The sequence below is a fragment of the Sphingobacterium sp. UBA7631 genome, assembly GCF_002483935.1.
GTDB lineage: Bacteria > Bacteroidota > Bacteroidia > Sphingobacteriales > Sphingobacteriaceae > Sphingobacterium > Sphingobacterium multivorum.
Genome location: NZ_DLIX01000004.1, coordinates 368772 through 395589 on the forward strand (window position 1 = coordinate 368772; position 26818 = coordinate 395589).

Sequence of the window (26818 nt, forward strand, 5' to 3'; positions counted from 1 at the left end):
ACGGGCTACGATTTAAATACCTGAATCTCGAATTCTGCAAACGATCATGCAACGCCTGCTGTTTTTCGAATAAACAAAAATGATAACAAATAACAATATTATGGAAAACAACATCAACAATCCGGAGATCATCAACGATATTATCAAAATCAACAACGACCGCATCGAAGGATATAAAAAAGCAATTGATCTGGCAACCAGCCACGGCTTGGATAAACTAGTCCCAACATTTCAAAAATTTATCGGACAGTCGGAAGAATTTATTGCCGAATTGACACCTTATGTTGAGCTTGAAGGCAAAGAACCGACAGATAGCACTATGCTGAGCGGTAAGCTTTTCCGCGCTTGGATGGGAATAAAAGTAAATATCACGGGAGATGACGAAAGAAGTTTGCTTGAAACCTGTGAGCAGGGCGAAGATGCATTCAAATCGACCTATCAAACCGCTTTGGCTGATGGTTCGGAAGAGCTTTCGCAAAATGTGCATAGTTTGATCAACACGCAGCTCAGCAAGCAGCTTGAAGCGCACAATATCATTAAGATGCTGCGTGACAGCAAAACCATCTAACTTTAAATTGTAATTTTCTTTTTCACAAAAAATACCGAAGGATAAATCCCTTCGGTATTTTTTTGAAGTTATATTTTTAGATTGACTTTTTCACCCGCCGGTAGTTCAAGCTCGAACAATTTCCCGGCATACTTCACCCGACATTTCTGTTTCTTTTTGGCTTTTGCTGCAGCGCTGACCAGTTGACCATTTGTCCATTTCAGATCAATTTCGATCGCTCCCCTAGCTACCAGGCCCTTTATCTCGCCATCTTTCCAGCTGGCCGGAAGCGCCGGAAGCAGCTCAATAAAATCTTCATGGCTTTGCAGGAGCATTTCCGCCATTCCGGCAATCACGCCAAAGTTACCGTCGATCTGAAATGGAGGACATGCATCAAACATATTGTAATAGGTACCGCCACCGCCGTCATATTTGGTATCCATATCCGCTGTAGGGCGCAGTTGTTTATTGAGCAATTTCAGTGCCCGATCGCCCTGCTGCAATCGTGCCCAAAGCGCAATTTTCCAGGCGTAGGTCCAGCCTACCCCATCATCGCCCCGTCTTTCCAACGACTGCTGCACAGCTTTTGCCAATGCAGGCGTACGGTCCAACGTGATTTCATTACCCGGGTATAGCGCAAACAGATGGGACAGATGACGATGAGCAGGTTCTACCTCCTCAAACTCTTCGGCCCATTCCATCAGGCGCCCGTCATGACCAATTTTTGGACGGGCCAGTTTGTCTTTTGCGGCCTTCAATGCCTTTCCAAAAGCATCGTCCTTTAAACCCAGTATTTCCGACGCAGCCAGTGTGTGCTCAAATAGATTGAAAATAACCTGCTGGTCATGCGATGGCCCCATACTGATCTGCGCAACAGAGCCATCGGGCGCTTTAAAGGAATTTTCCGGCGAAGGTGAAGGCCCCGAAACCAGCAGCCCTGTTTTAGGATCCGTTGTCAGCCAATCTTGGTAAAAAGTCGAAGCCTCTTTTAGAATCGGATAAGCTTTTCTTAAAAAGTCTTTATCCTGTGTAAAGGCATAATGTTCCCAGATATGTTGGGCAATCCAGGCTCCGGCCCCGATATGCATCCCCCAACTTGCACTTTCCCCCGGAGAAGTGTAGCCCCAAACATTCGTTATCGGATGCAACGCCCATCCCCGCATCCCATATTGTATCTGGGCTGTTTTGCTACCTGGTGCCACAAGCGATGCGATCAGATCCATCAGGGGACGATGTGATTCGGATAGATTGGCTACCTCCGCAGGCCAGTAGTTCATCTGTACATTGATATCGGTATGGTAATCGCCATTCCATGGTGTTTGTATCTTATTGGCCCAGATTCCCTGCAGGTTGGCAGGAAGTCCGCCTGCTCTCGAGGAAGAAAGCAATAGGTATCTGCCGTACTGAAAATACAGGGGATATAAGGCCTGTTCATTTCCGCTACGCAGATTATTAGCCATCAACACATTGGTAGGCATATTATTGGTACTATTTCCCAGCTGAAAACTCACCCGTCCCATAAACGAAGAAAAGTCTTTGATATGGCGATCCCGGAGCGTCTGGTACGATTTGCCCGTGGCTGCTTTCCGTATTTCGAGATGTTCTTTTTGATAATTGGCATTAATATAGTCTGGATAATGCTGTTTATAATTTGTTTTTGCGGTTACGATAAGCGTCAACGCATTAGCACCTGTAACCTGAATACCGGTTTTGGTCTGGCTACTGATTTTTCCGCCCTCCAGGACCGGTGTCACCTCAGCTTCATACTGCATACCATTTCCACCCCGGCCATTATCGAGCATGCCAAACATACGCAGTCCGTGCTTTGCCGTAACCTCTGTCGCAAACCTTTCCGGCCGGTCCAGACTGAAGAGCACATTGATTGCCCCAGCTTTGTCTGCAGTGAGCTGGATAATGATCGCCTGGTCGGGATGACTAGCGAAAACTTCCCGTGTAAACTTGACGCCATTTTGGACAAAAGAACTGGAAGCAATCCCTTTCATCAGATCCAGTTCACGGCGATAATTCTGATAAGCGGCATCCGTACCAAAGTCAAGCCGTAAGTCGCCCAAGGTCTGGAAGCAGCCAAAGGGAACATTGGCGCCATTACCACTCCCCGATCCTTTTCCCTTTGTAATCTGCGTTTTATTGGTCAGTTCGGTTGCTTCTTTATAGTTGCCCTGAAACAGCAATTCACGAATCTTTTGCAGGGACTGTGAAGCCGTAGGATTGTCGCCTGCGTCGAAGCTTCCACTCCATAACGTCATTTCGTTTAGCTGAATCCGCTCGTGGTTGACATCGCCAAAAACCATAGCCCCAAGGTTCCCATTACCAATGGGTAGGGCTTTCAGCCACTCGGGGTCACTCTCCCAGCTGTTTTTGGAATCTACGGCTAAGGCATTTGCAGGTTGTTCAAACCAGATACAGTTTTCTTTCTTGGCTCCAGTCTGCGCAACAGCAATTTTCACCGACAGGAGAAAACAGAGTGCAAGACCAGTACATATACGGTTTAGCATTGATGTGTTCAATTTCATTGAGGTTTACGATTCGATTTAGGGATGCAATGCCAACTGTTCGCAATAGAAAAGCACTGAATCCTCGCCATATCATCAAAAATAAGGATAGCTATTGGCAAACACTTACACTTTATTGCTCTTTTTAGATGCCCTATTAACACATTGTGTTCCTTCCGTATATGTTAAACTTTTGCTCTTATGCGGCTCAATGTAGATTGCGTTATCCCCAAATACGAGGCGACGATTCCCAATGGTGTGCGTTTTAAAATCTCAGGATAACGTTCAACAAGATTTCTATATCGGTCCACCGCGGGCAACATTCGCAGTTCATTGGCTTTCTCTTCACTTTTGATATAATAACGTTCGGTCAATACCCTACCGATAAAATTAAATTCGGGGAATGTATGGTACAGCTCATTCAGTTTCTCGTAACTCAGAACCAATAGACGGCAGGGCTCCAGTGTTTCGATGGCTTCGAAGCTCGGTTTTTGACTAAAAAAACTATAGACGGCAATCGCGAGCTCTCCTTCATACAGCAGCCAAGAGCTGACCTTATTACCGGCGGGATCAATATAATAAGAATGTACACCGCCCTGCAGAATAAAATAGATCTGCTTTTGCACCTGTCCGATATCAATCAGGCGAACCCTGGTTTTCACATCGATCACATAACTATGCGTTTCGATCAGCTGTTTTAAATCGTCCGACAGCGGATGGATGCTTTCAAACAGTTTTACAATAAGATCTGTGGCCGGTCGGCTATATCTATTGGTCTTTTTTTGCATACAATGAATCTATCACACTAATGGCGTGCCAGCAATAAATTACCCTAAATATACACGATAAGCATGCTATATTTTTTGCTTTTTGGCAAAAAATATAGGCAACGGGTTGCTAAACTTTGATTAATATAGTTTGATTGCCGTCCGACGAACTGGAAAAAAGTAATATTTTACATGATTTTAAGCGTTTAATACATGCCTTTTAACCGTTAAAAAACGTTTTTTGAGTGATCACTTTCAATCGATTATAAAGATTGGTGTACGTTCCCATTTATTTCATTAAATATGTTAAGAATCTATGCAGCCAATTTACGCGAAAGCACTTTCAAATTCAGGAAACAGGATTTTTGAAATCCGACACGAAAATTGTCCCAAACTTCTTTCCGAGTACCATTTTCACCGTGAATGTCAGCTTACTTACATCATTAAGGGTAAAGGCCAAAGCTGCATAGGAGATCAGCTGGAAGACTTTGAAAGCGATGAGCTGACTTTTATTGGTCCTGGTTTGCCACACGTCTGGCACAACTCGCCCACAGAAACCGGCCAGGAGCAAAACGTACAATTTATCACCTTGTATTTCGATCCAGAGGCCCTGCTGTCTTTCTGCTCCCTATTATTTGAAACAAGCCAGCTAAAAGACTTTCTTGAGCGATCGAGACAGGGAATGCTGTTTTATGGAGAAGCAAAAAATAAACTCAAAAAAATACTGCACAAGATGCTCGTTATTCCTGAAGTACAAAAAACAGCCTATCTCTTCGAGTCTTTAGGGATTCTGTTGCATACTCAGGAATACAGTAAACTATCCAATAAACCCTATATTGATGGCCTGGCGGGTAAGGATGGAGAAATTATCTTCAGTATTTACACGTATGTTTTTGAAAATTTCAGTGATGACATTTCCCTGGACGAAGCAGCCAAATTGGCCAACTTGACCAAGCCGTCTTTTTGTCGTTTTTTTAAAGCACGTACACGGAAAACATTTTCAAAATTCGTCAATGAAGTCCGGATCAACGAAGCCTGCAGGCTTTTGGTTCAGGAAGAAAACCCGATCACCCATATCGCTTACGCCTGTGGTTTCAACTCTTTGCCCAACTTCAACAAGTTCTTTAAAGCTATTAAAGGACTTACACCGACCGATTATAAAAACAAGCTTCTGATTAGCAAATAATAGCGAACAATTCTCCAAGCATTTTACGCAGCTTGCTGCCTGCATATAAAAAATAGTTATCAGCTTTCGCTGATAACTATCCCACTACATATATTCTCCAAAAAATAGTTAAAGGAAATTATTTGCTTCGCATACAGCGTATACCCACGGCATTGTTTTGATGGATAGGCATTACATACACATTGGTAGCCGTTAAAATTACGGCGGGTTTGGCAGTCCCCTGTACGGTGCGGTCGGCCCAGTAAACCCCCAGCGCATCAGCTGGGATATGTGTACTGGCATTTCCAGATCCGCTTTCTACAATGACCGATTTGTTGTCCGGCAAGAACATGTAATTGTCTAGGTTTGCCGTTGGCAATGTTGATGTACCCAAAAACCAACCTGTTTGGCCATTGTAGGTCCCCCTCACCTTTCCGGCAGCAATAAGCTGTTCATATTCAGCCTGCGCAGGTGTCTGCCAGCCTGTACCCAAAACAGACGAACAGTAAGCCTGAGAGCCACCTCCACTGTGAGAGCCACCCAATAGGTATTGTGCTGCTTCGACGGCTGTAGGCGGATTACCCGCTTTTAAATTGGCCGAACCCCAGTAATAGTTAGCGTTAGGAATATCCAATGCACCACGGGGCACTAAACGTAGTTTTAAATCATATTTAATTCCTTTTTGCAATGACAGATTAGCCAGATCAATCAGTCCCGAACGGACACCACCTTGTGTCGCATTTAAGGTGACTGTTCCAAAATTGATCTTACCAGTCGTTGTACCTTCGGTGATAATCAAAGCCGGATTGCTGGACCATGTCAATCCCGTACCGGTAAATGAAAGCGTACGATTTAAGGACTGTCCACTTTGCGTGTATGTTCCGCTGGCAAAGCTAAACGATGCCGATTGGTAATTTGGTGTGATTGTACCACCTACCATGGAAGTTATATTACCCACCACATTAGCCGAAGTACTTTCTAAAGTCGCTTTTACTTCGGTAAATACATGACTCAAAACGAGATTTTGAACGTTATTTTGTCCACTAACAACGGTGACCGACTGTTTTTTCCATAAAAGATCCGTATCCGCCCCTGTCACGCCAAAGGTAATATCGGCGAGGTTTTGATTCAGATTAATGGTTGGAAAAGTCTGTCCCGGATCGACTGCCAATGCAATGAAGGTATAAGTTCCCGCCGGTAAGTCCAAGGACCAATTGGTAGCCGTATTAGAATAAGTCAATACACCCGTCGCGTTGACATAGTTTCCCGAAGCATTATAAGCCGCGATCAGGTATTTAGCCCCATTATCCAATACGGTCGGTGTGGTAGCCATTTTGGTTGCCCCAGTCGAGGCACGTAAAGCGGTCGTTGAACTGACTGCTGTTAAGGTTGCTTTAACGTCGAGTTCATTGTTGAAGGGAACAGTTGTATTTTGTGCAGTAGAAGTAGACGCGCTATTTTTGGCTGTTGAAGCTTTGGGCTGTAAATCGTAGTCGGTATCCGAATAAGAGACGCCGGCAATCTTGATGCTTACCTGGCCATTATCGCTATTACTTACGTTTTCATTATTTTTGTTGCAGGCAGCCACCATTAGGGATAGCGCCAGTAGTATTGTTGTGCTATTTCTTTTCATTCTTGATAATAATTTAAGTTGAGACTTTTCGGTTACCACCAGCCTTCACTTTGGCTTGATGTAGACGGCTCTTCTCCGTCCCATTGTTGCTGTACAGTTCCAGATTTCTGCACCGAACCGGCTGCAACACTGTACTCTAAAATGATGTCTTCAACCTTAATTTGAGGTGCCTCGTAAGGCAATTTATCCAGTTTGATGTTTTGTGTGTGTTTTGTTTCCATAATTTTAAATGAAAAAACATTGTTCTATTTTATATTTCGTTTCAATGGCTGCGCAAAGTTGCTTTTAAATAAATTAGACACAAAAAAATAGGCTATCACATCGCTATCACACTTAATTTTAAAACCAATAAAACACTACTAATCAATTTAATACATAAAACTAAGCTATTAACTCTTAGTTATAATCATCAGCTAACGAACTTGGCCAGACAACCAAATGTCTGACGGGATGTTTAGATCTGAAGATGAAAGTTACGTTTTTATGGATGGCGGAAAATATCAGATCAAATCCTTTGCCGAAAAGAAGCGGTTGTTAACAACTTGATTACAGGTAAACCCAATAGGAATAAATGATGGATCGTAAAAAAGGCCAGATCATTGCTGACCTAGCCTTAAAAAAACTATAATTATTCCGTTATGCGAGTTCCCCGATGTGCTCGCCAAGCCTATTATCAGGCCAGCACGAAACACGATGATGTCTATCGCATCACTTATGCTTAGTGCTCGCTGGGCAGCGATTGATCTACTTTATCTGTCAGTGCACGCATCCAATTATTAAAATCAGCATCCGAGGGAATGTCAAATTTCTTGCGCAATCTATTTTTTCGCACCTGTACGGCCCGGATGGTAACGTAGGTATATTCCGCAATATTTTTGGTCGAGAAATTGAGAAAGGCCATGGCACAAAATTCCAGTTCGGTACTCCGCAGATTGGGATCAAAGGTTTTAAGCGCTGAAATAAACTGCGGATAAAGTTCTTTAAACAGGGTTAAGAACTCCGGATTGTTACTTTTAGCCAGCTCGATCAGCGTATTAAATTTATTCTCCCCGATCTGTTCAGTCAATTGCTTATTGATGGTTTCTGTTTCCTGCAGTGCCTCCTCTTTCTGTCCCAGTAGCCTCCGGTTACGTTTAGAACGCCAGATAAAAAATGTGATTACTACTAGAAGCAGCACCAAGATAACAATTGAAATTGTAGCAGCCTTAGATACCTTACTCTCCGATTCCTGGTCTTTTAATTTCAAAATCTGGTTGAGCACCTGATCGACGACCGCTCTATTTTCATTTTCAAGCGAATCGTTGAGCCGGCTAAAGGCCATTTCATAATGGTCGGCTTTTGCTTTATCCAGGTTGGTTGTCCGGTAAAAATCTGCCAAGGACCGATACGAGTTTTTCATCCCAATCCTACTCCCTACCGCCCGCTTTCTGGCCAGGCCCTCTTCATAAAAAGCCGCAGCCTTTTTTAAATTGCCCCGTTTTTTTTCCAAAAGAGCTAATGAATTATAGGTATTAAGTACGATAGGAATTTTATATTTTTTGATGAGCTCCAGCGATTTGTCGAGGTACTGTTGCGCTTTTACTAAATCGCCTTTCTGAACAAACAAACTTCCAAGGTTTTCATAGACAATCTGATACCGCATTGATGCGTCCTTTTCTGCAAAAACCTTGAGGTTGTCCAATTGAAGTTCGGTATATTTCTGCATGGAATCCAATTGGCCCAAAAACTCAAATACTGCGCTTAAATTTTCGTAATTATATTGATAGGATTTGACCTGCTTTTCACCTGTCAACTGTTTGATCAGCCCTTGTTGCAGACGAAATTCGCGAATAGCCTGTTGGTAAAGCTGAAGGCCTCCATAAGCCCTTCCTCGCATGCGACGAACTTCGGATTGCATAAAAATATCATGTTTATAGGAGTCCGTTTTTTCAACAGCATCCAGCTGTTTCAGCCCCTCTTTAAAGAGGCCGGCAGTCACCAAACCTTCGGCTACATAGGAACCCGATTTCGCTTTTCCTTCATCGTAATTGGCTGCATTGGCCAAATTAAGCGCTTTGATCGACAACTCGATATAAGTCACCAAATTTCCTTTACTAGCGAAACCCATGGCTTTTGCCAAAAGCGAATCTACCGCCTGCTGCGTTGGGTTGGCCTCACCAGCAGAAACCCTCAATGTAAATAAGAACAGAATTAAAAATAGAAAATGTCTTTTCATGTATAGGCAATCAATTTTTTTAGGTCGTTGTTCAATCCATTTCAGGCTCTTTAACTTCCTTAAATTTCTTCTTGCAAATCTAGTATTTTTAAACGATGAAACCATCATTATTTCAAAGCCAAAAACAATTTTATAACTTATAAAACTCAGGTGTACAGCCGTCTTTATGACACTAATTTTTCCTTACTTGGTTAAAAAATAATAGTCATCAGCCGAAACTGACGACTATTCCCATTAATTTATCCAAATAATATGTAATAGATAACATGTTCATTTACCCGTAGATTGGCAGTACCTTTTCTGTTCACAGGGAATACGTCTAGTCACAATTTTGGCATCAACCTTAATCAGATTGAATTGCAACATCGCACGTGTTGAAAGCGAATATAGATACTAAAAATATAAAAGCAGAAAAATGTGCTATCACAGATATAACACATTTCAATAGGTGAGTAAAACTTTACACTAAATTTTTCGAGCAATTTGCCTGAGCGACGATAAAGCTAAAATAAAGCAGCCCGTTCTCCTGATTTTCCGATGGCAAGTTTAGCTTTTAGCCCAGTTCAGCAAACGAATTGCGCGGAATCTGCTCCCGCATCCAGTTGTTAAAATCCAAATCGGAGGGGATATTGAACTTTTTACGCAATCTATTTTTGCGGATCTGTACAGCCCGCACGGTAACATAGGTATATTGCGCGATGTGTTTGGTGGAGAAATTCAGAAAGGTCATCGCGCAGAACTCGAGTTCGCTGCTGCGGATTTTTGGATGTATAGTCTTTAATGAGGCGACAAAGCCGGGATAGATTTCATTAAACAAAGCCAAAAATTCGGCATCGTTGTTTTTCGCTAAAGCAATTAAATTATTAAAGTCGTTTCTTTCCATTTTTACATCGTTTTTTCAGCAAGTTTTATATTCCTATTTCCCAGTTTGGGTAAATTTCCTTTCCGCAAATCGCTCGATCATTTCGATTCTCCTTAGTCAATAAGCCTCCGGATCAATTAAACTCGAGAGGGCAAAATTTGCCCCCACCGAGTTCATCCAAATATATTATCTCGGATCTCCACGCATTAAGATCCGGGCGATAATTCAGTACTGATCATCCTCCCAAAGTTTTTGAAATCACCCTATTTATAATGCCTTCATAGGTTGGATTCTCCCATCAATTACAGATCAGAATTTCTGCTTGACAAATATTTGCATTAAAAGAAAGAAACAGAAAAAAGAGCCTTTCACATTCATATCACACTTTGTAAAAAACTGAAAAACAATACATTAATGACACAAAAAAGACAGTCAACAATTCAGGTCAAGATGTTGAGCAAATGGTTTAAAACTTGATATCTCAAAAAATGCACATCAAAATGGTCATGATAAAAACAAAAAGGCCCGGCAAGATTCCCATGAAATCCTGTCGGGCCAATCCTGCATGAATTATGCAACGATTAAATCTGGAAAAACTACCAGTTGATTAAACGATTGTCGTCATCGGCTTTATCCCAAGACTCCTGTGGGTCATTGCTGGTCGTAGCAGCAGAACCTGCAGCGATACCTTGTTCTAGTTCTATGTTTGTCGCCTCGATCTTTGGGCTGACATATATTTTTTTTGAATTGTTTGTGTTCATGTCTTATTTTTTTAATACTATTTTCGATGCCTCAAGTAGCTAACTGTTACTTATAATGTACAGGCTACTTTACGTCTACCACTACCCGATCCGATCATCGTTGTTTTTCCTTGAACAACCTGGGTGATCTTCACATTATTCGCAGTCGTGCTCCAAGGCACGATGTTAAATGAACCTTGTGTCAAAACCAATGGGTACAATTCGCCACCTGCTACTTTACTACCGTAAATGGAAACTTCTCCCGAACGGCTGATGACAACGCGAATAATTGGATTGCTTGCCGTTCCCACCATACTATAGATCTGCGGAACTGTACCGCCTTCTACATTGCTTCCGCCATAAATACTACCGTCAGCAAACTGGATATTTTTAGGTGCAATAGCGATGTTTCCTTCAAATTGGATTTCTTGCGTCGCAAGTTTAGTTCCGTTCACTTCCATGTTGAAGGAGTTATCCATTTGAAGAATATCAAACACAAAACCATAATCTGCACCCGGGGCAGTCAATTGTTGGGTTACAACATAACCAGCAGGAACAGTCTGCCCATTCACCACAGCGCCAGATCCTGAAGCTGGGTAATTCCAGTTAAGGTCTGCTCCACCTGTTACAGGCTGTGTACAGGTTTTGAAATTCAGGTTCAGGTTATAGCGTTGTCCCGGCAAAATTTGCAAGCCCGGAACAGAAACGTTGGATTTGGTTTCACCATCAATGGTAATTGAACCGAAATTGAATATTCCATTGGTCTCTCCCGGATGGATTAAAAGCGTGGGAATACTAGATACGGTCCGTAAACCAGCGCCTAATAACGGGAATTGCACTGCGGTGCTCGACGTGCTTCCATTATAAGTTAGGGTACCGTCGGCTAATTTTAAACTTGCATTGGGATGTGTCGGGTTTATTGTCGGTGACACCAAACTTGTGATTGCACCTGTCATTTCCGTTGCCATACTTAAGTTGGTCGTTACCTGGCTATACTGATGTTTCAAGACAACATCCAAATTGTTATCACCCGAATGAACAGTCAGATCCTTCTTAAAATACATCAGGTCGGCACTGATGTTATCCAAACTCGCATTGGTAAGATTGGCTTGTGCTGTCACAGCCGGAACTGTTGCTGTACTATTGACCGAATAAGCAACAAAAGTATAGGTTTTTTCTGCTTCCAATACGATTTCGGTACTATTATCGACCGTATTAGTGTATGTTTTTTCCGTAACAAACTCACCGTTGGCGCCGTATACAACGATTTTGTATTTAATATTTGCAGCCAACGGTGTTCTTTGCTCCGTCGCAGCTGCCTGTTTACCCGACGAAGCGCGCAACAGGTTACCACTTGTTGCTGACTGTTCGCTGGTCAATGTTGCCTCAAAAGAACTTGAGTTTGTCAAAGGGACGACAACTGTTTGTGCTGTACCAGCAGTGTTGTTTCCCATACTTGCTTTTTTTGTTGCGACAACTGGGTTTTCTACGCCAAGTAATTGGATACTGACGTTTGCCTTGCCACTAGCCTCTACACTGTCTTTGCTTTCCTTACAGGAATACAACGATCCACACATCAAAACTGTTAGAACGAGTGCTCTCCAGCTTCTCCTTGTCTGTGCTTCTAAAATCATGTTTTCTTTAATTTTTATGAGAATAAATATTTAATTAATCGAGCACAAATATTAAAATAATTTCAAAAAACGAAATATCAGTTAGCTATCACATCGCTATCACATCTGTAAATCAATCTTTAAATTATAAACATCACAAAGAATATAATTTTTTACCTTAAAAAAAAACATTAAAACATAAAAAGATACAATTTATATGTCATAACATTAAATTACTTTCCGTAGTCTCAAAATAGATTACAAAAACACCACGTAAATACCTATATAAAAGTAACTTACAAAAAATGTGATAATTATGTGATAACTCTGTGATAGCTCAATTTTCGCGATTATTTTCTAACCGAGGTATCTTTACGATAAGAAATATAGTATAGCCCAAGTGATTAAGGTTGTCACGCGTTCAATAAACAAGTTGCAACAGACAACTATTTAATTGAAGAGAAACTAACCTTTAAAATAGAGCTTAGATCGTTTCGAAATAGGGCAAACAATTGAAATCTCGACTAACAAAGGCATTTGCGAGAAGGTTAGCTGAACTTGCTACATCATTGCAAGAAGCGGCTTACCGCGCATCTGTTAAATCTTAAACCAAATAATATTACGCACATGAAAAAAAGAACTGAAAAAAAGATTTACCTGAAGCCTGCCATCGAGCAGTTAAAGGTAGAAATGGAGGAAGGCATTGCTGCCGGATCAAACGGATCGGCTCAACCAGGTGGTGGATCTGGCGTCAGTGAAACGGATTGGAACAATGGTGGATCCGAAACCCAGGACCCTAGCGGTGAATGGTGGAACTAATAACTTGCTTTATAACTATTAACGACAATGATGAAAACACAATATCAGAATACAAAGATAAAACTAGCCTTTATTGCGCTTCTAATCGTTGCTGCTTCCTGTAGTAAGGAAAAAAGTAGCCAGATACCTGCAGACAATCATGGTGGTGTAAAACTGACTTTGACAGAAGCCGAGTTTGGCGGGGACCAAGTAGCTGTGGCCAAAGCATCCACAAAAGCTAGCGCAACAACGCCATTCGTCCTAACGGAAGAAGTACAGTCGGGCCCGTTTAACGTGACTGCTGAACTGACCGAAAACACGGCAAATGGCAGTGGGCTGAAAGCCTCCACAAGTGGTACAAAAGCTGCAACCTCCTTGCTGTCGCTACGTGGAGCAGTGAGCTATCGAGTAGTCGCGTATCAGACCGATGGGACCTATATTGATCAGGCGGTCGGTAATGCAGCAGACTCCACCCAGGTATTTTTTGGGGATAAATTGATTGCAGGCAACAAATATACCTTTGTGACCTATTCTTTGGGCTCTACGACTACTGCACCAGCTGCTGCGCCGACCACCAATCTTTATAGTGCCGGTCAGGTTAATTTTAGCTTTGCAAACTATGCCCAAGATGGTGCCGACTTTATGTATGCGATCCAAAAAGATGTCACCATCCTGGCCAACAACACGCCAACTCCGTTGACCACACCATTACAGCATATGTTTACCCGCGTTACCATCCTTATCGACAATAGCGATGCGACCGGTACATTTGGTACGGCCAACTATGTTAAAGGTGGCTATCTTTCCGAAGTTCCTGTACAAGCCAATTGGGGTTCAGCTTTCACTAATCCGACTATTGATTTAAGTACAGGCGCAACCGTGGCTTCTGTTACCAACGCGAGTGTAGCTCCAATTTCAAATCTGAACGCCACAGGGCAGACCTTTATTGTCAACCAGGTGCAGAACACCAATTTCTCCATTGCCTTGTCTATCCCTTCGGGTCAAATCAAGGTGGGTAATGATGTCAATGCACAAGTTGTCAACTTTACTTTTTCAAATGGTAGCCAAGGTTTAAAACCAGGTTCCTCGTACACCATGAAATTGCGTTTTAACAGCGACCGTTATGTCAATGCAAACAATGTAACGCGAACCACTAATGCAGCAGATGCGCTTTACGCTGTGATTGGAGGTCATCGTTGGGAACGATATAATCTCGGGGTAGCTACTTTAAATCCTTCGACCAACAATCCGGATGCAGTTCCTTCAAACCAAGGATTGTATGGTAACTATTATCAATGGGGTCGTCAAGCTCCTGTTGCCAATGCGTCCAGTGGCGATGCTGCCATTGCGGGATGGAATACGACTCCGGTTGCAGATGGCACATGGAATAATGGTACGCCTACTGCGCCTATAAAAGCAGCAACAGATCCTTGTATTACAGGCAACAGAATTCCTAGTCAGGCTGAATTCACTCGTTTAGGTAATTATACGCGCCACACGTCCATCGGTACTTGGACCGCATTCTCAGGCAATGGATCTGGCCCTGGATTGTCAGACTTTACCGCAGCCCATATTATGACCAGTAAAAAGAGTAGCGACATAAAATTGAGCTTTCCCGCAGCCGGCCATAGATCATCCACAAACGGAGCACAGGTTCTTCGTCAAAGCTCGGCTATCTACTGGCTAAATACAGCGGTGGGCGGTAATGATAGAGCATTACAGGGTCGTGGTTTTGAAAACGGTGGATGGGATACATCCAATTACTTCAAAGTTGCAGGCTATCCTTTACGCTGTATTCAGGACAAATAATCACGAAGCTAATTGAACTTCAACGATAGTTAAGTTAATTGTTTAAAAGTCACATCTACTAGAAAGCTCTTTTCGGGGCGGTTCACTTAAAAGCCCGGCATGGATAATCCATCGCCGGGCTTTTTCACCCATTAATTTATCCGACGAATGCAACATAAGCTGAATCGCAAATGCTAAATCTTCAAAGCCATGAAAGAAACGAGGTCTTCTCAAATCACCAAACTATATCTGTCTTTTCTGGACACACATATTGACGATGTTATTCATGGACGTACCATGGAGTTTATGGAGCTTAACAAGATCGCCCGAGAAATCGCAGTTTCTCCAAAACATCTCTGTTTTACCATTCAAAAAGAGAAAGGTTACCATCCTGGTTATTTCTACAATCTCAAAATTATCAGCAGCGCTAAAGAACTTCTGAATAATTCAACCCTGTCCATCGCAAAAATTGCCCTTCTCTTAACATACGACGCTTCAAACTTTTCGAAATTCTTTAAGAAATGGACTGGGGAGACACCAGGAAGTTTCAGAAAAAAAGACTTCGGAGCTAGCAAGCATTAATTTTCCACCGCTATTTTCCGAAACAATTCAAAGCGTCTCATGCTTGCTCCAGCCACCCATATCATCTACTTTATAAAATAAGCATCATCTCCATCAAATTTAAGGTAGAATCGTTTGACAACAAGAAACGTGTCATCAGCAGCGACAAAACCGGTACGCTGGAATATGAAAAAGTGCAGGAATAACAGCATAAAATAATTCCTATCGGGAGCAATGCATTGAAAATCCCGGCATGGATTTCCGTCGCCGGGCTTTTGTCTGTTTTATCCTGAGCCATCGTCCATTCAGTTACAACTGTATAACCTTCTTCCCTAATTGTTCAGGGCCTTTTCTATCCAGGATTTGGCGACCACAGCCTGATTTTCCGGAGCTGTGGCACGGTCGGATAAGTTACCTGTTTTATCGAAAACGAGGTAACTGGGGATAGCGTTATTAAACTGTTTGATGATTGTTGCAAATTGTTTTTTATAGAGGTAATAGTGATCGCCTTTGAGCAGATCTGTAAATTCCTGAAATTTTTTGCGATCAGAGCTTTCATCCGTCACATATACAAATATGACATCATCCCGATTGCTATACTGATTCTTGACCTTTTCCATTTCTGAAAAAGATGCGATGCAGGGGCCACACCAGGTCGCCCAAAGATCGATTACAACGACTTTTCCCCGATAGGGCTTTATTAGTTCTTCAAGGACATCTTCCTTATCGGCGGCAAAAGGAAACATAACGACCTTTGCCGTGGACCTTTGTTTTCGGAGTGCATTTTGCTCATCCTGATAAAGAAGGTATTCGACCAGATCTTTTATGGTAAAACTATGTGTAATGTCGTACTTATTTTGCACGCTTAATTGATAGCCCTTATTCATTTTTTGGACAAAAGCATTGGCTGTGGCCATCTCATAAAACAGCTTTCCATCCTGTTTAAATATTGGGGCCAGGCGCTGTTGCAGCTGTTCTCTGAAAGCCATGGGGCCAACCTCGGTAATATCCGGAAGATGCAACAGAGAATCCTGCAGGATGGCAGCCTGAATAGCAGCATAAGCAGCAGAAAAAAGACTCAGGGTATCCTGATATCTGGGGCTAAGTATTTCCTTGTAAAACGAAATATCCCGCTTTGGCACCAATGGAAACTGCGTAGAATCCAGTCCTGCCTTTTTATTGTGCTCGTAAATATCCGCATAATTTAAAAGAAAACTTGGTATCCGAAAACCTTCGACAATTTTGGTATAGTATTCCCTCAGAAATCCTGAAGTTGAGTCTGGAATCAGCTTTTTAGTCATTTCTTCTACCTTACCCAACTGATATATTATAAAATCATTTGCCGATTTAAAGGGTATTTCTTCATTTTTTTTATCCGCAGGATAGCTAAACAGCCCCATCAGCAATTTTTCCTGCTTCGCCGAATTGTCGAAAACCTGCTTAAATGGCCCCTGATAATGCAAGCTGCTGTTTCCGTCATTCGACATCGCAACAGTTAATGTGCCCACTTGCTTTGGTACAAGCAAAAAAGCGAGGTATTGGCCATTTAGCCTTAAATAAACCGACGAAGGGCCAAAGGAATAGGCCGATGCCATCCATATAGAATCATTTACTTGTGTAAATGGCAGTGGCTTATCCTGCTGGAAAGGATTACTCATAAAAGGAATGCTCAAGTCAAGTTCTTTTACATTTGTATCACCCTTTAGCTTAATAATCAAAGATACAAAGCCGCTTGATAGTGATTGTCCCTGTGCAAAAGTATAACTCAGCAATACAAGGCACAGTACGATGACAAGATTAATTTTTTTGATCATAAATCAGTATTTATAATGTACATTAGATTATTTATCTTTAAAAATAAATAATTTTTATAAATTATCAAATAGGACTATTTTATACGGGGATATTCAGTCGACGGAAATCAGTAACCGCTGGAGGACCTAAAACCATCAGCTGATCGAAAATTTAAGCGAGACAGCTCTTGGATGATTAGACTATAGCCGACAACAGAAAAAGGCTAGGTCAACCACGAACCTAGCCTTTACAAAAAACAATCCTTTAACCTCTGTTTATTTAACTAATTAATACATTTCCGAGCAAAGAACAGTGTCAGCGGAAAATCGTTTGAATTATTTTTCTTTTTTGATATAGGGCGACCAAAAGCTGTGAAAGGAGTCCGGCCATTCACCGCCCATTCATCCCGCATGAACGCTGCTCCTCGTGCTTGTTAGGCTCTACCGAAGCCCTCGCCGTGGTCATGGCCATTTCTGCCCTTAACTATTTCCTTGTAATGTTGGTATGCAATCCCCCGAAAACAGAACAACAAGAACTACTGCGAGGAAAACGTCTGAAAAATTTTTCAAACGAAGCCATTCAGGGGTTGTTCTTTTTAAAAAAAGAATTTATGGCACATTTAGAAGTAAAACCTAGAAACGGAGCGCCCAAGTGGTTGTGGATCCTGCTTTCATTGATTGCATTGGCATTGGTACTGTATTTTGTGAACCGCTACAACAGCGACGACAGGCTACCTGAATCTACGCCCGACACAAGCATCAATAGTACCGCACCGCAACGGGATACCCTTTAAATCACTGTCAAACATACGAATTGATAACGCAAAAAACTTGAAGACATGGCATTAGAAGAAAAAAACTATAATCATTTGATTGAACTCGGTGGAAGCGATTTTGAAATTGTCGATGGCGAACCTGATATCCGCGGCTGGAAAGTAAAAAATGAGGCCGGTCAGCTGATCGGCAGGGTCGATGATCTGCTCTTTGATCCTGAAAGCCAACAGGTCCGTTATATCATTGTTGATCTCAATGATGCCGAATTTGTTGTGGAAGACGATAAGAAGGTATTGGTGCCGATAGGCCTTGCGTCGCTCTACGACGGCACAAAGATTCAGGCGAGCAATGATGAAGCCTACCCAACCCCGCCCGTCGAACCCATCAATCATAGCGTGATCTTTACTGTAGATGAAATTCCTACGGAAGAACCCGCCACCGATTATTTGTATAATCCTGCCGATGATGGCGAAGTGGTGGTCATCTCCATTAGCGAAGACCAGGCTATCCGACTGCCGGCTTACCAACCTGATCAGCTCGATCCGGAGACGGAGCTAAGCGTCCGGCATGTGTTTGAAGGAACCGGTGATGTGGGGTTTATCGTGAGCGCCAACAATTACGATCCTACCGAATTTTACAAGCATTATCACTTTAGCGAAGACACATTCTACAGCCGGGGACAACAGACCGAAACTCTTCCTTCGGATCAGACACAGCGTACACGAAGAGTAGCCGCGCGCTATGACAAAAACACAGGACATGAACCCGGCACAATCGACAACAACGAACTGTAGAAAATAATCCTATAGACAAGAATTTCGAAGATAATACTCACACCTCATGGAGCAATCAGGCTTAGCTACTCAAGCTAAGCCTGATTATTGTCCGAAAAATGGCAACTTTCTTTCCGAAAACAGCAACCGATACTCGACAGGTATCTTTCCCGCACGTATTTGGTAAAGTATCATGTGAGAAGTACCCCTTCCCCCCGTATTTTATAACCAATAGTACCACATAAACTACCTAAATGCGCTTGCCTGCACTTAAAACTGCATTAAAATTGCATGTTCTTCCATGACATCAATATAAATCGGTTATGAAAACAAGCTATAAAATCGTCATTGAAAAGAACAGACAGACCATCCGGAAGTATTATGAAAAATATAGCTGGTATAAGCTAGATCGCGAAGAGCTGACACAGGAGCTGCTTATTCGGGGTGGCTTTCTGGCCATTCTGACCTGGCTGCTGTGGTAAGCTAATCCCATTTTACCAGGGATTTTGCTACATATTATCCAAACTATTTGCTGTCGGGTGTTGTCCTTAATGGAAACTTAAATCGAAAAACACCTTGAACAGATTTACACGAATTGCTTTAAAAACAATACTGTGGATTATTGGCGGCATCATTGCGCTTTTTATGCTGATCCTTTTTCTATTGCGCCTGCCCAGTATACAAAATTATATCGCCGGAAAAGTAACGCATTATGTCGAAGGCAAGATCGGCACGCCCGTTAGCATCGGTTACATCAATATTGATTTCCCCAAAAAATTGGTCCTCGAAAACATTTACGTCGAAGACCAAAGTAAGGATACCCTGGTTGCGGGAAAAAGCATTGCCGTCGATATCAATATGCTCAAGCTTTTGAAAAATACGGTAGAGATCCAAAGCCTGGAAGCCCACGGAATTACCGCCAAAATACGACGTACCCTTCCCGACAGCGCCTTCAACTTTGATTATATAGTTAAAGCCTTTGCTTCTGAAAAAGAAAGTGAACCTACCGCCGACACAACTTCTGCCCTGCTGTTTAACCTCGATAAAATACAGTTTGAAAAAATACATGTGGTTTATGCCGATGCTGTGATCGGCACCAGTGCCGACGTCTATCTCGGTCGTTTAAATACCAACATAAAGAAATTTGACCTGACCAAAAACATGGCCTTTGAGCTACCTAAAATCAACATCGACGGACTTAATGCCACGGTCAAGCAGTGGAAGCCCGCCGTAGAAGGCGCAGCCCCATCGGTAGAAGATTTTGGTATCACCGATAAAACGGCACAGACGACTTCGCTACTCCCCGATGTAGGTATTCAGGTGGCCGACCTCAATAATATTTTGGTCCGCTATGAGGATCAGTCCAGTGCACTGAAGTCACAGTTTGTCCTAAAAAGATTCCATGCCGACATCAATAAGATCGATCTGAACAAACAGGTTGTCGACATCCAAAAGCTCGATCTCGACGGCTCGGATAACAATGTCCTGCTCGGAAAAATTCAACGGGCTGTGGCCAACGTGACAAAAACCAACGCAGCGAGAGCAGACGCGACAACAACCAACGCAGAAAACAAGGAAGCAAAAACTAAGAAATCGAACGCCCAGGCAGAAAAGAACGACCCTGCAAAAACAGATACCAGTTCGGCCACAAAAATGAATTGGGTAGTTTCCGCAAAAGACATCATCATCAACAATACCAGTATCCGTTTTAAAGACGACAATCAGCCGCGCATCAAAGGCTTCGATTACTTTAATATCCACATGCCCGGTCTTAAAACCACGTTAACCGATCTATATTACAGCGCCGACTCCATGAGTGGATCATTGAAAGAACTCGTCGCAGCCGACCACTCCGGCTTTGTCATCAAGCAATTAAAGGCCGATTTTAAGTATACCAATACCGGTGCCGAAATCAAAAATCTCTATGCCGAAACACCACGCACCCTGATTCGCGATTACGTTAAGCTAAGTTATCCTTCCCTGGATATCATCGCCAAAAGACCAGAATTGATCACGGTCAATGCCAACATCACAAAAAGCTATATCGATATGCGCGATATCCGATTTCTCGCGCCCTTCCTGGACACCATGCAGGTGATGAAGCCCCTGCTCGACAAGAAATTTTATATCGACACCCGCGTGGCCGGCCGTGTCGATGATCTGCATATTCCGAATATCGATTTCAGGACACTTTCCAATACCCGATTGATTGCCAGCCTGCATCTGAAAGGACTACCCGATATGAATAAATTGTCGGTAGACCTCAACCTGAAAAAACTGACGACCGGCCGTTCGGATATCGAAAAACTGGTTTCTAAATCGATGCTGCCTGCCGGAATCGAATTACCCAATACCATCGGTCTGAGCGGAACTTTTAATGGTGGAATGACTGCCTTCAAGACCAACCTCGCATTGGTAACCGAAAAAGGCACAGCCAAGGTTAATGGAACGGTCCAAATGACCAAGCGTGATACCCTATACGATGCGGCAGTCAGCGTTCGCGACCTCAATATTGGTCAAATCATGAAAATGGACAGTACCCTGGGCATCCTTTCTTTCGAAGGGAAAATCAAAGGCAGGGGTACCGACCCTAAAAAACTGATGGCCAATTTTGACGGTAAAGTGAACCGACTGGATGCGATGGGCTACCGCTACCATGATATCGACATGGATATATCGGCCGATAAAGGTGCGATGAAGGCATCCATTCTGAGCCCCGATCCGAATATCAAACTTAAGCTAAATGCCAGCGCCAATATGAAATCGACTTATCCCAAAGTAGCATTCGAACTGCTGGTCGACAGCATCAACTTCCAAAAGCTACACCTGATGCAGGATGCGCTCAGCTACCGGGGTAAACTGAGCGGTAACTTCAGCACGGCAGATCCGAACTTTTTGAATGGTGAAGCCCATATTACCAATTCGTTGATCCAATATAACTCCGATCGTTACGCACTGGATACTGTCTCACTCTTGGCCAAGGCCGATACCAGCCGCAATCAGCTGGTGCTGCGTTCTGATTTTCTGAATGCCCACCTGGTCGGCAAATACAAAATTCTGGAGCTGCAAAGTGCCGTCCAAGATTTGCTTCAGGTTTATTACAAACCCGAAAAGCCCGTCAAGATTCCGGCCTATTCGCCGCAGGTGATCGAATTTTCGGCACAGCTGACCCGCAATAGACTGATTCAGGATTTGCTGCCACAGCTGACAGAAATGAAAGCCATTACCTTGGACGGTCTCTTCAATAGTACCTCCAAAAACCTCTCGGCCAAACTGGATGCTCCACGCATTGTGTATGCGGGTACAGCGATTGACAATGTGACCCTGGATATCAACAGTCTGGATAGTGCGCTCTATTATTCGGCCTTAATCAACAAAGTTAAAATGAGCAGCATTGAGCTGACCAATACGGTTTTCAGTGGTAAGGTTGCTCAGAACATCGTCAACATGGGGCTTTGGATCAAGGATAAACAGGACAAAGAACAATACCACCTGGGCGCCAACATGGAGGCCAAAAATGGCCTATTTGAATTCAGCCTCCTACAGGACGGCCTCATGCTCAACTACGATAAGTGGGAGGTAGCGCCCAGCAACCGCTTAAAATTTGGCAGCGCCGGCTTGCTGGCAAACAATTTTGTCCTCAGCAACAAGGGACAGGAACTGCGCATCGCTTCACAGGACAGCATCCTGAACTCACCAATTGATGTGGCTTTTAAAAATTTCCGCATCGAGACCCTGAGCAAGATGGTCATGAGTGACAGCATGGATGTCGGCGGCGGCATCAACGGACAAACCACCCTCTCCCGACTGGAAAGCAGTCCTGTTTTTGTTGCCGATCTTGTCGTCGACAAGTTTTACTTCGGAAAAGATACCGTGGGCAATGTCAATATCAAAGTCAATAATGAACGCGAAAACACCTACAATGCCAACGTGAGCATCACCGAGAACGGAAATAACCTCGTCCTGAGCGGCGATTTCATCAATCCGCCACAAGGCGACGCAACACTGGACTTCACCCTGGATATTGCGCCACTGACCATGAAGACCGTACAGGCCTTCAGCATGGGCAACCTCAAAGACGCAAAGGGCAACCTCGAAGGTCAGCTAAAAATAAAGGGATCTCCTTCGAAACCACAGATCATGGGCGACCTCAATTTCAGGGAAGCCGAATTTAATGTAGCCATGCTCAATGCCCTGTTCAAAGCAAAAGACGAACAGATCCGTTTTGACCAAAATGGAATATCGTTCCCCAAATTTGAACTCGAAGATAGCAAAGGTAATCGGGCGCAGGTGAGCGGTGCTGTCAATACACAGACCTACACCGCCTTTGATTTTGACCTCGATATTGCGATGGACAATTTTGAAGTACTCAATTCCACTCAGTCCGATAACGACTTATTTTATGGAAAAATGTTTCTGGGTACCGACCTGCATGTAGGCGGTAATCTGGACAAGCCTGTTGTGGACGGTACCATCAAAGTACTCGACAGTACCGATTTTACAATGGTAATGCCCAACAATGATCCCGGTATGGCCGATCGGAAGGGTGTGGTCGAATTTGTGGACAAACGCGATACGGCCACCGCAAATGCCCTTGCCCGATTAGATTCCATGACCGTCACCAAACTGACGGGCATAGATGTCGACCTGAACCTGCAGACCGATAAGGATGCTAAGTTTAAGATTCTGCTCGATGCAGGCTCGCAGGATGCCCTAAACATTCAGGGCGAGGCCGAATTAAATGCCGGCGTAGATGCCAGCGGTAAAATAACCATGTCGGGCACTTTTACCGTGGAGCGGGGAAGTTATTCGTTCAGTTTTGGCCCCGTCAGCAGAGACTTCAAATTTCAGAAAGGAAGTACAATTACCTGGAATGGCGATCCATTGGACGCGCAGTTAAATATTACGGCAGTATATACCTTAAAAGCCCCTACGCTAGAACTGGTAGCGCCACAGCTTGGAACACAGAACGCTAACTTATATAAGCAAAAGATACCTTTTGACGTGCTACTGAAAATTTCAGACCAACTATTTCAGCCACAGCTCAATTTTGACATCGACCTGAATGCCAACAATGCCATCGTATCGCAGGATGTGATCAGTAAGGTAGACAATGCCCTGACGACCTTACGCGATAATCCTTCCGACCTCAATAAACAAGTCTTTTCACTGATAGTGCTGGGGCGTTTTATGTCGGCCAATCCATTTGAAAGCCTTTCCGGTGGCGGTGGTACAGAAGCACTGGTACGCAATAGCGTCAGTTCGTTTTTGAGTTCGCAGCTCAACCGCCTGGCCTCCGATTTAATTACCGGCGTGGAACTTGATTTCAACCTGACCTCAGCAGACGACTACAGCACTGGCACCGCCCAGACGCGTACCGACCTAAACATCGGGGTATCCAAAATGCTGCTCAACGACCGACTGAAAGTCAATATTGGATCCAATTTTGAAGTCGAGGGAAATTCACGCCCTGGTGAGGCGGCCAATAATATTGCCGGTGATATACAGCTGGATTATCAACTTTCACAAGATGGGCGCTACTTTGCGCGCTTCTACCGCAAAAACCAATACCAGGTCACCTTGCAGGGGCAGTTTGTTGAAACGGGTATCGGCTTTATCATTACCATGGATTACAACCGATTTAAGGAGATCTTTATGCGCTCCAAAAAACTCAAGGAATATTACAATACAGGCAGCAAGAAGTTTAGGAAACGTTTTGATGTCGATCGTATGGAGCAGGATTCGGCTTATCGGGACAGCGTCCGCACCGTCATCCGCGACAGCCTGATGCTCCATAGTCCCGAATACCGCAAACGCATGGAAGAACAGGAAAAAGAACAGCAGCGCCGCCAACAGCTGGACAGCACAGCAAACAGCAAAGGGAAAAATAATGCTCCGAAGCAGTTAGACACGATCAAAACTACAGCAATTAAAAATGAAGACGAGGAAAGGGCTTACCATGCAAATTAAACTACAGGGTCTGATTGGCCTATTTATAATAAGCGGCATCATTGCGGCCTGTTCGTCGACCAAAAACCTGCCCGAAGGCGAGAGCCTTTATGTGAAGGGGAATGTGAACATCGCATCCGATACCATTTCAAAAAAAAACAAGGAGAAGCTAGCGGCCTACCTGGCCGAATCGCTGCGCCCCAAACCCAATAAGCGGGTGCTGGGCATGCCCTATAAGCTTTATTTTAACAATATGGCCGGCGATACCGCCCATAGCAACTTTATAAAACGTTTTCTCAAAAAAATTGGTGAGGAACCCGTACTGCTGAGCGATGTAAACCGGGAGTACAATGAAAATCTGCTGCGCAACCGACTGGAGAATATCGGATTTTTCAATGCCGAAGTAACCTCTGATACCACCGTTGAAAATAAAAAAGCAACGGTAGACTATACCGCCAAGCCCAATCTGATCTACCGCATTAAATCGGTCACCTTTGATGTGGACAGCACGACCCAGCTCGGCCGCGATATTCAGGGAACTTCCGGTGAGAGCCTGCTACGACCAAACAACAACTATAGCTTGGATGTAGTACTCAACGAACGGGACCGGATAGACAATGTCCTTAAAAATAAGGGCTACTATTATTTTAGCCCCGACTATATCCTGGTGCAGGTCGATAGCACCATCGGCAACCATAAGGTGAATCTGTATGTCACGGTAAAAAAAGAAGCCCCTGAGCAGGCCCGGGTACCGTCCAAAATCAACAAGATTTATATCTACCCCAACTATACGGAGACCGGGGCAGGCTACCAGCGGTCGGCCCGGAATGCCGAGCCCTTTGATAGCAGTTATTATTTTATCGATCCAAAACACAGCTTTCGCAAACCTGTTATTGCCAATCACATCTTTTTCAAGCAGGGCGACCTGTACAACCGCGATGCCCACAACCGGACGATCAGCCATCTGGTAAACCTGAATAGCTGGAAATTTGTCAAAAATAACTTTGTGGACAGCAAGGAAGTGCCCAACGCACTGGATGTGTACTATTACCTTACCCCCCTGCCCAAGAAATCCATTCGGGTAGAGCTGCTGGGCAAGATGGCTTCCGTCTACAACGGTACGGAAGTGAATGTTAACTGGACCTTACGGAATGCTTTTAAAGGAGCCGAAAAGCTCAATATCAATTTATTTGGCGGCTACGAACTGCAGACGGGAGGCAATGCCGACCTGAACTCCAGCTATTTCCGGTACGGTACCGAGGCCACCTTAACCTTTCCGAGGATATTGACGCCATTTGGTACCATCAATCCTTCGCGCCAATTTATTCCGAACACCTATATCAAGGCACGCTATGAATTTTTAAACCGGCGAAAAACCTATACCCTCAATTCCATGGCGCTGAGCTACGGTTATACCTGGCAAGAGAACGAAGAGAAACAGCATGATCTGGCGTTAATGGAAATCACCTATGTACAGCCGAGAGGTATTTCGGAAAGCTACAAAATGCAAATGGATACCATTCCGGCGTTGCGGCATGTGATCGATCCCCAATTCACGATAGGGCCCAATTATAATTTCACCTTTCAGAATACCATGAAAAAGCATCTGCAGAATACCTTTTATTTTAAGGGCAATCTGGACCTGTCGGGCAATATTCTGGGATTGATCAAAGGTGCAGATTTTAACAAGGGGAAGACGTTTAAACTCTTTGACGCCTACTTCTCGCAGTATATCAAAGCCAGTGTTGATGGCAGGCATTATTTCAAGCTCAGCGAAAATTCACAACTTGCTTCCCGGGTGAGCATCGGGATGAGCTACTCGTACGGCAATTCGCGCTCCCTCCCCTATCTGAAGCAATATTATGTGGGTGGACCGAACAGCATCCGTGCCTTTGGCGCACGTGCGATCGGACCAGGTACGGTGGCACCCGAGCGCCTCGGAAATGGACTTTTTTATGCCGATCAGACGGGCGACATCAAGCTGGAGCTGAATACCGAGTACCGAGCCAAAATAGCTGGTCCTGTCCATTGGGCTGCCTTTATTGATGCCGGTAATGTGTGGCTGCAACGTGAGGATGAGAATAAGCCCGGGGGCAAATTCAGCAAGGATTTCCTCAAGGAGCTTGCCGTGGGCGGTGGCCTGGGGCTACGCTTTGACTTTACCTTTCTGATCCTGCGTACCGACTTTTCCATCCCGTTCCGCATTCCTTATTTACCGGAAGGCGAGCGCTGGGTACTGAAAGATATCGACTTTGGAAGTTCAAGATGGCGGAAAGACAATTTGATGTTTAATCTCGCGATCGGTTATCCATTTTAGCCGATTTGAG

At 43.8% G+C, this 26818-nt stretch carries 19 protein-coding genes; 10 read left to right on the plus strand and 9 right to left on the minus strand.

Annotated elements, in window-relative coordinates; all coding sequences use genetic code 11:
- Positions 1-100: 100 nt before the first annotated feature.
- A complete protein-coding gene (locus B3P16_RS06250; RefSeq protein WP_070568325.1) occupies positions 101-568 on the plus strand; it encodes a PA2169 family four-helix-bundle protein in 468 nt (155 codons plus the stop codon).
- 68 nt (positions 569-636) lie between these two features.
- Here the strand turns inward: B3P16_RS06250 and B3P16_RS06255 are convergent, their stop codons facing one another.
- Together B3P16_RS06255 and B3P16_RS06260 are read right to left on the minus strand one after the other, a co-directional pair.
- Positions 637-3081 (minus strand): glycoside hydrolase family 95 protein, encoded by a 2445-nt coding sequence (locus tag B3P16_RS06255; RefSeq protein ID WP_286841852.1) that lies wholly within the window; start codon positions 3079-3081, stop codon positions 637-639.
- A gap of 164 nt (positions 3082-3245) precedes the next feature.
- Positions 3246-3848, minus strand: a complete 603-nt coding sequence (locus tag B3P16_RS06260) for a Crp/Fnr family transcriptional regulator (protein WP_286841854.1) — start codon at positions 3846-3848, stop codon at positions 3246-3248.
- Positions 3849-4143: 295 nt separating this feature from the next.
- Between B3P16_RS06260 and B3P16_RS06265 the strand changes: the two genes are divergently transcribed.
- Positions 4144-5013, plus strand: a complete 870-nt coding sequence (locus B3P16_RS06265; protein WP_286841855.1) for an AraC family transcriptional regulator — start codon at positions 4144-4146, stop codon at positions 5011-5013.
- A 118-nt stretch (positions 5014-5131) separates the two neighbouring features.
- On the opposite strand, the gene B3P16_RS06270 is transcribed toward B3P16_RS06265, so the two are convergent.
- The 6 genes from B3P16_RS06270 to B3P16_RS06295 form a co-directional block, all read right to left on the minus strand.
- Complete coding sequence (locus B3P16_RS06270; RefSeq protein WP_286841857.1) at positions 5132-6625, minus strand: hypothetical protein; 1494 nt, start codon at positions 6623-6625, stop codon at positions 5132-5134.
- A gap of 32 nt (positions 6626-6657) precedes the next feature.
- Positions 6658-6846 (minus strand): hypothetical protein, encoded by a 189-nt coding sequence (locus tag B3P16_RS06275; protein ID WP_286841858.1) that lies wholly within the window; start codon positions 6844-6846, stop codon positions 6658-6660.
- A gap of 497 nt (positions 6847-7343) precedes the next feature.
- Entirely contained in the window at positions 7344-8840 is a 1497-nt protein-coding gene (locus tag B3P16_RS06280; RefSeq protein WP_286841859.1) for a tetratricopeptide repeat protein, read from the minus strand.
- A 553-nt stretch (positions 8841-9393) separates the two neighbouring features.
- Positions 9394-9723, minus strand: a complete 330-nt coding sequence (locus B3P16_RS06285; RefSeq protein ID WP_286841860.1) for a helix-turn-helix transcriptional regulator — start codon at positions 9721-9723, stop codon at positions 9394-9396.
- Positions 9724-10298: 575 nt separating this feature from the next.
- A complete protein-coding gene (locus tag B3P16_RS06290; protein ID WP_286841861.1) occupies positions 10299-10463 on the minus strand; it encodes a hypothetical protein in 165 nt (54 codons plus the stop codon).
- A gap of 50 nt (positions 10464-10513) precedes the next feature.
- On the minus strand, positions 10514-12076 hold the full coding sequence (locus B3P16_RS06295) for a hypothetical protein (RefSeq protein WP_286841862.1): 1563 nt from the start codon (positions 12074-12076) through the stop codon (positions 10514-10516).
- Between the two features lie 606 nt (positions 12077-12682).
- Here B3P16_RS06295 and B3P16_RS06300 point away from each other — a divergent pair.
- The 3 genes from B3P16_RS06300 to B3P16_RS06310 all read left to right on the plus strand — a co-directional run bounded on the left by B3P16_RS06300 (position 12683) and on the right by B3P16_RS06310 (position 15223).
- Positions 12683-12874 (plus strand): hypothetical protein, encoded by a 192-nt coding sequence (locus B3P16_RS06300; RefSeq protein WP_286841864.1) that lies wholly within the window; start codon positions 12683-12685, stop codon positions 12872-12874.
- A gap of 27 nt (positions 12875-12901) precedes the next feature.
- Entirely contained in the window at positions 12902-14662 is a 1761-nt protein-coding gene (locus B3P16_RS06305) for a hypothetical protein (protein ID WP_286841866.1), read from the plus strand.
- A 189-nt stretch (positions 14663-14851) separates the two neighbouring features.
- Positions 14852-15223, plus strand: coding sequence for a helix-turn-helix domain-containing protein (locus tag B3P16_RS06310; RefSeq protein WP_286841867.1), 372 nt, complete (start codon positions 14852-14854; stop codon positions 15221-15223).
- Between the two features lie 311 nt (positions 15224-15534).
- On the opposite strand, the gene B3P16_RS06315 is transcribed toward B3P16_RS06310, so the two are convergent.
- Positions 15535-17016, minus strand: coding sequence for a TlpA family protein disulfide reductase (locus tag B3P16_RS06315; protein WP_286841868.1), 1482 nt, complete (start codon positions 17014-17016; stop codon positions 15535-15537).
- Between the two features lie 590 nt (positions 17017-17606).
- On the opposite strand from B3P16_RS06315, the gene B3P16_RS06320 reads away from it, so the two are divergent.
- The 5 genes from B3P16_RS06320 to B3P16_RS06340 all read left to right on the plus strand — a co-directional run bounded on the left by B3P16_RS06320 (position 17607) and on the right by B3P16_RS06340 (position 26808).
- Positions 17607-17789: a hypothetical protein gene (locus B3P16_RS06320; protein WP_046675220.1), complete on the plus strand. Its 183-nt coding sequence runs from the start codon at positions 17607-17609 to the stop codon at positions 17787-17789.
- Positions 17790-17834: 45 nt separating this feature from the next.
- Positions 17835-18563 (plus strand): PRC-barrel domain-containing protein, encoded by a 729-nt coding sequence (locus B3P16_RS06325; RefSeq protein ID WP_286841870.1) that lies wholly within the window; start codon positions 17835-17837, stop codon positions 18561-18563.
- A gap of 302 nt (positions 18564-18865) precedes the next feature.
- Positions 18866-19024, plus strand: a complete 159-nt coding sequence (locus B3P16_RS06330; protein ID WP_156167705.1) for a hypothetical protein — start codon at positions 18866-18868, stop codon at positions 19022-19024.
- A 94-nt stretch (positions 19025-19118) separates the two neighbouring features.
- The gene (locus tag B3P16_RS06335) at positions 19119-24512 is read left to right on the plus strand and encodes a translocation/assembly module TamB domain-containing protein (RefSeq protein WP_286841872.1); all 5394 of its coding nucleotides are present in this window, start codon (positions 19119-19121) and stop codon (positions 24510-24512) included.
- Entirely contained in the window at positions 24478-26808 is a 2331-nt protein-coding gene (locus B3P16_RS06340) for a BamA/TamA family outer membrane protein (RefSeq protein WP_286841873.1), read from the plus strand. The genes B3P16_RS06335 and B3P16_RS06340 overlap by 35 nt, the downstream gene beginning before the upstream one ends.
- Positions 26809-26818: the final 10 nt, after the last annotated feature.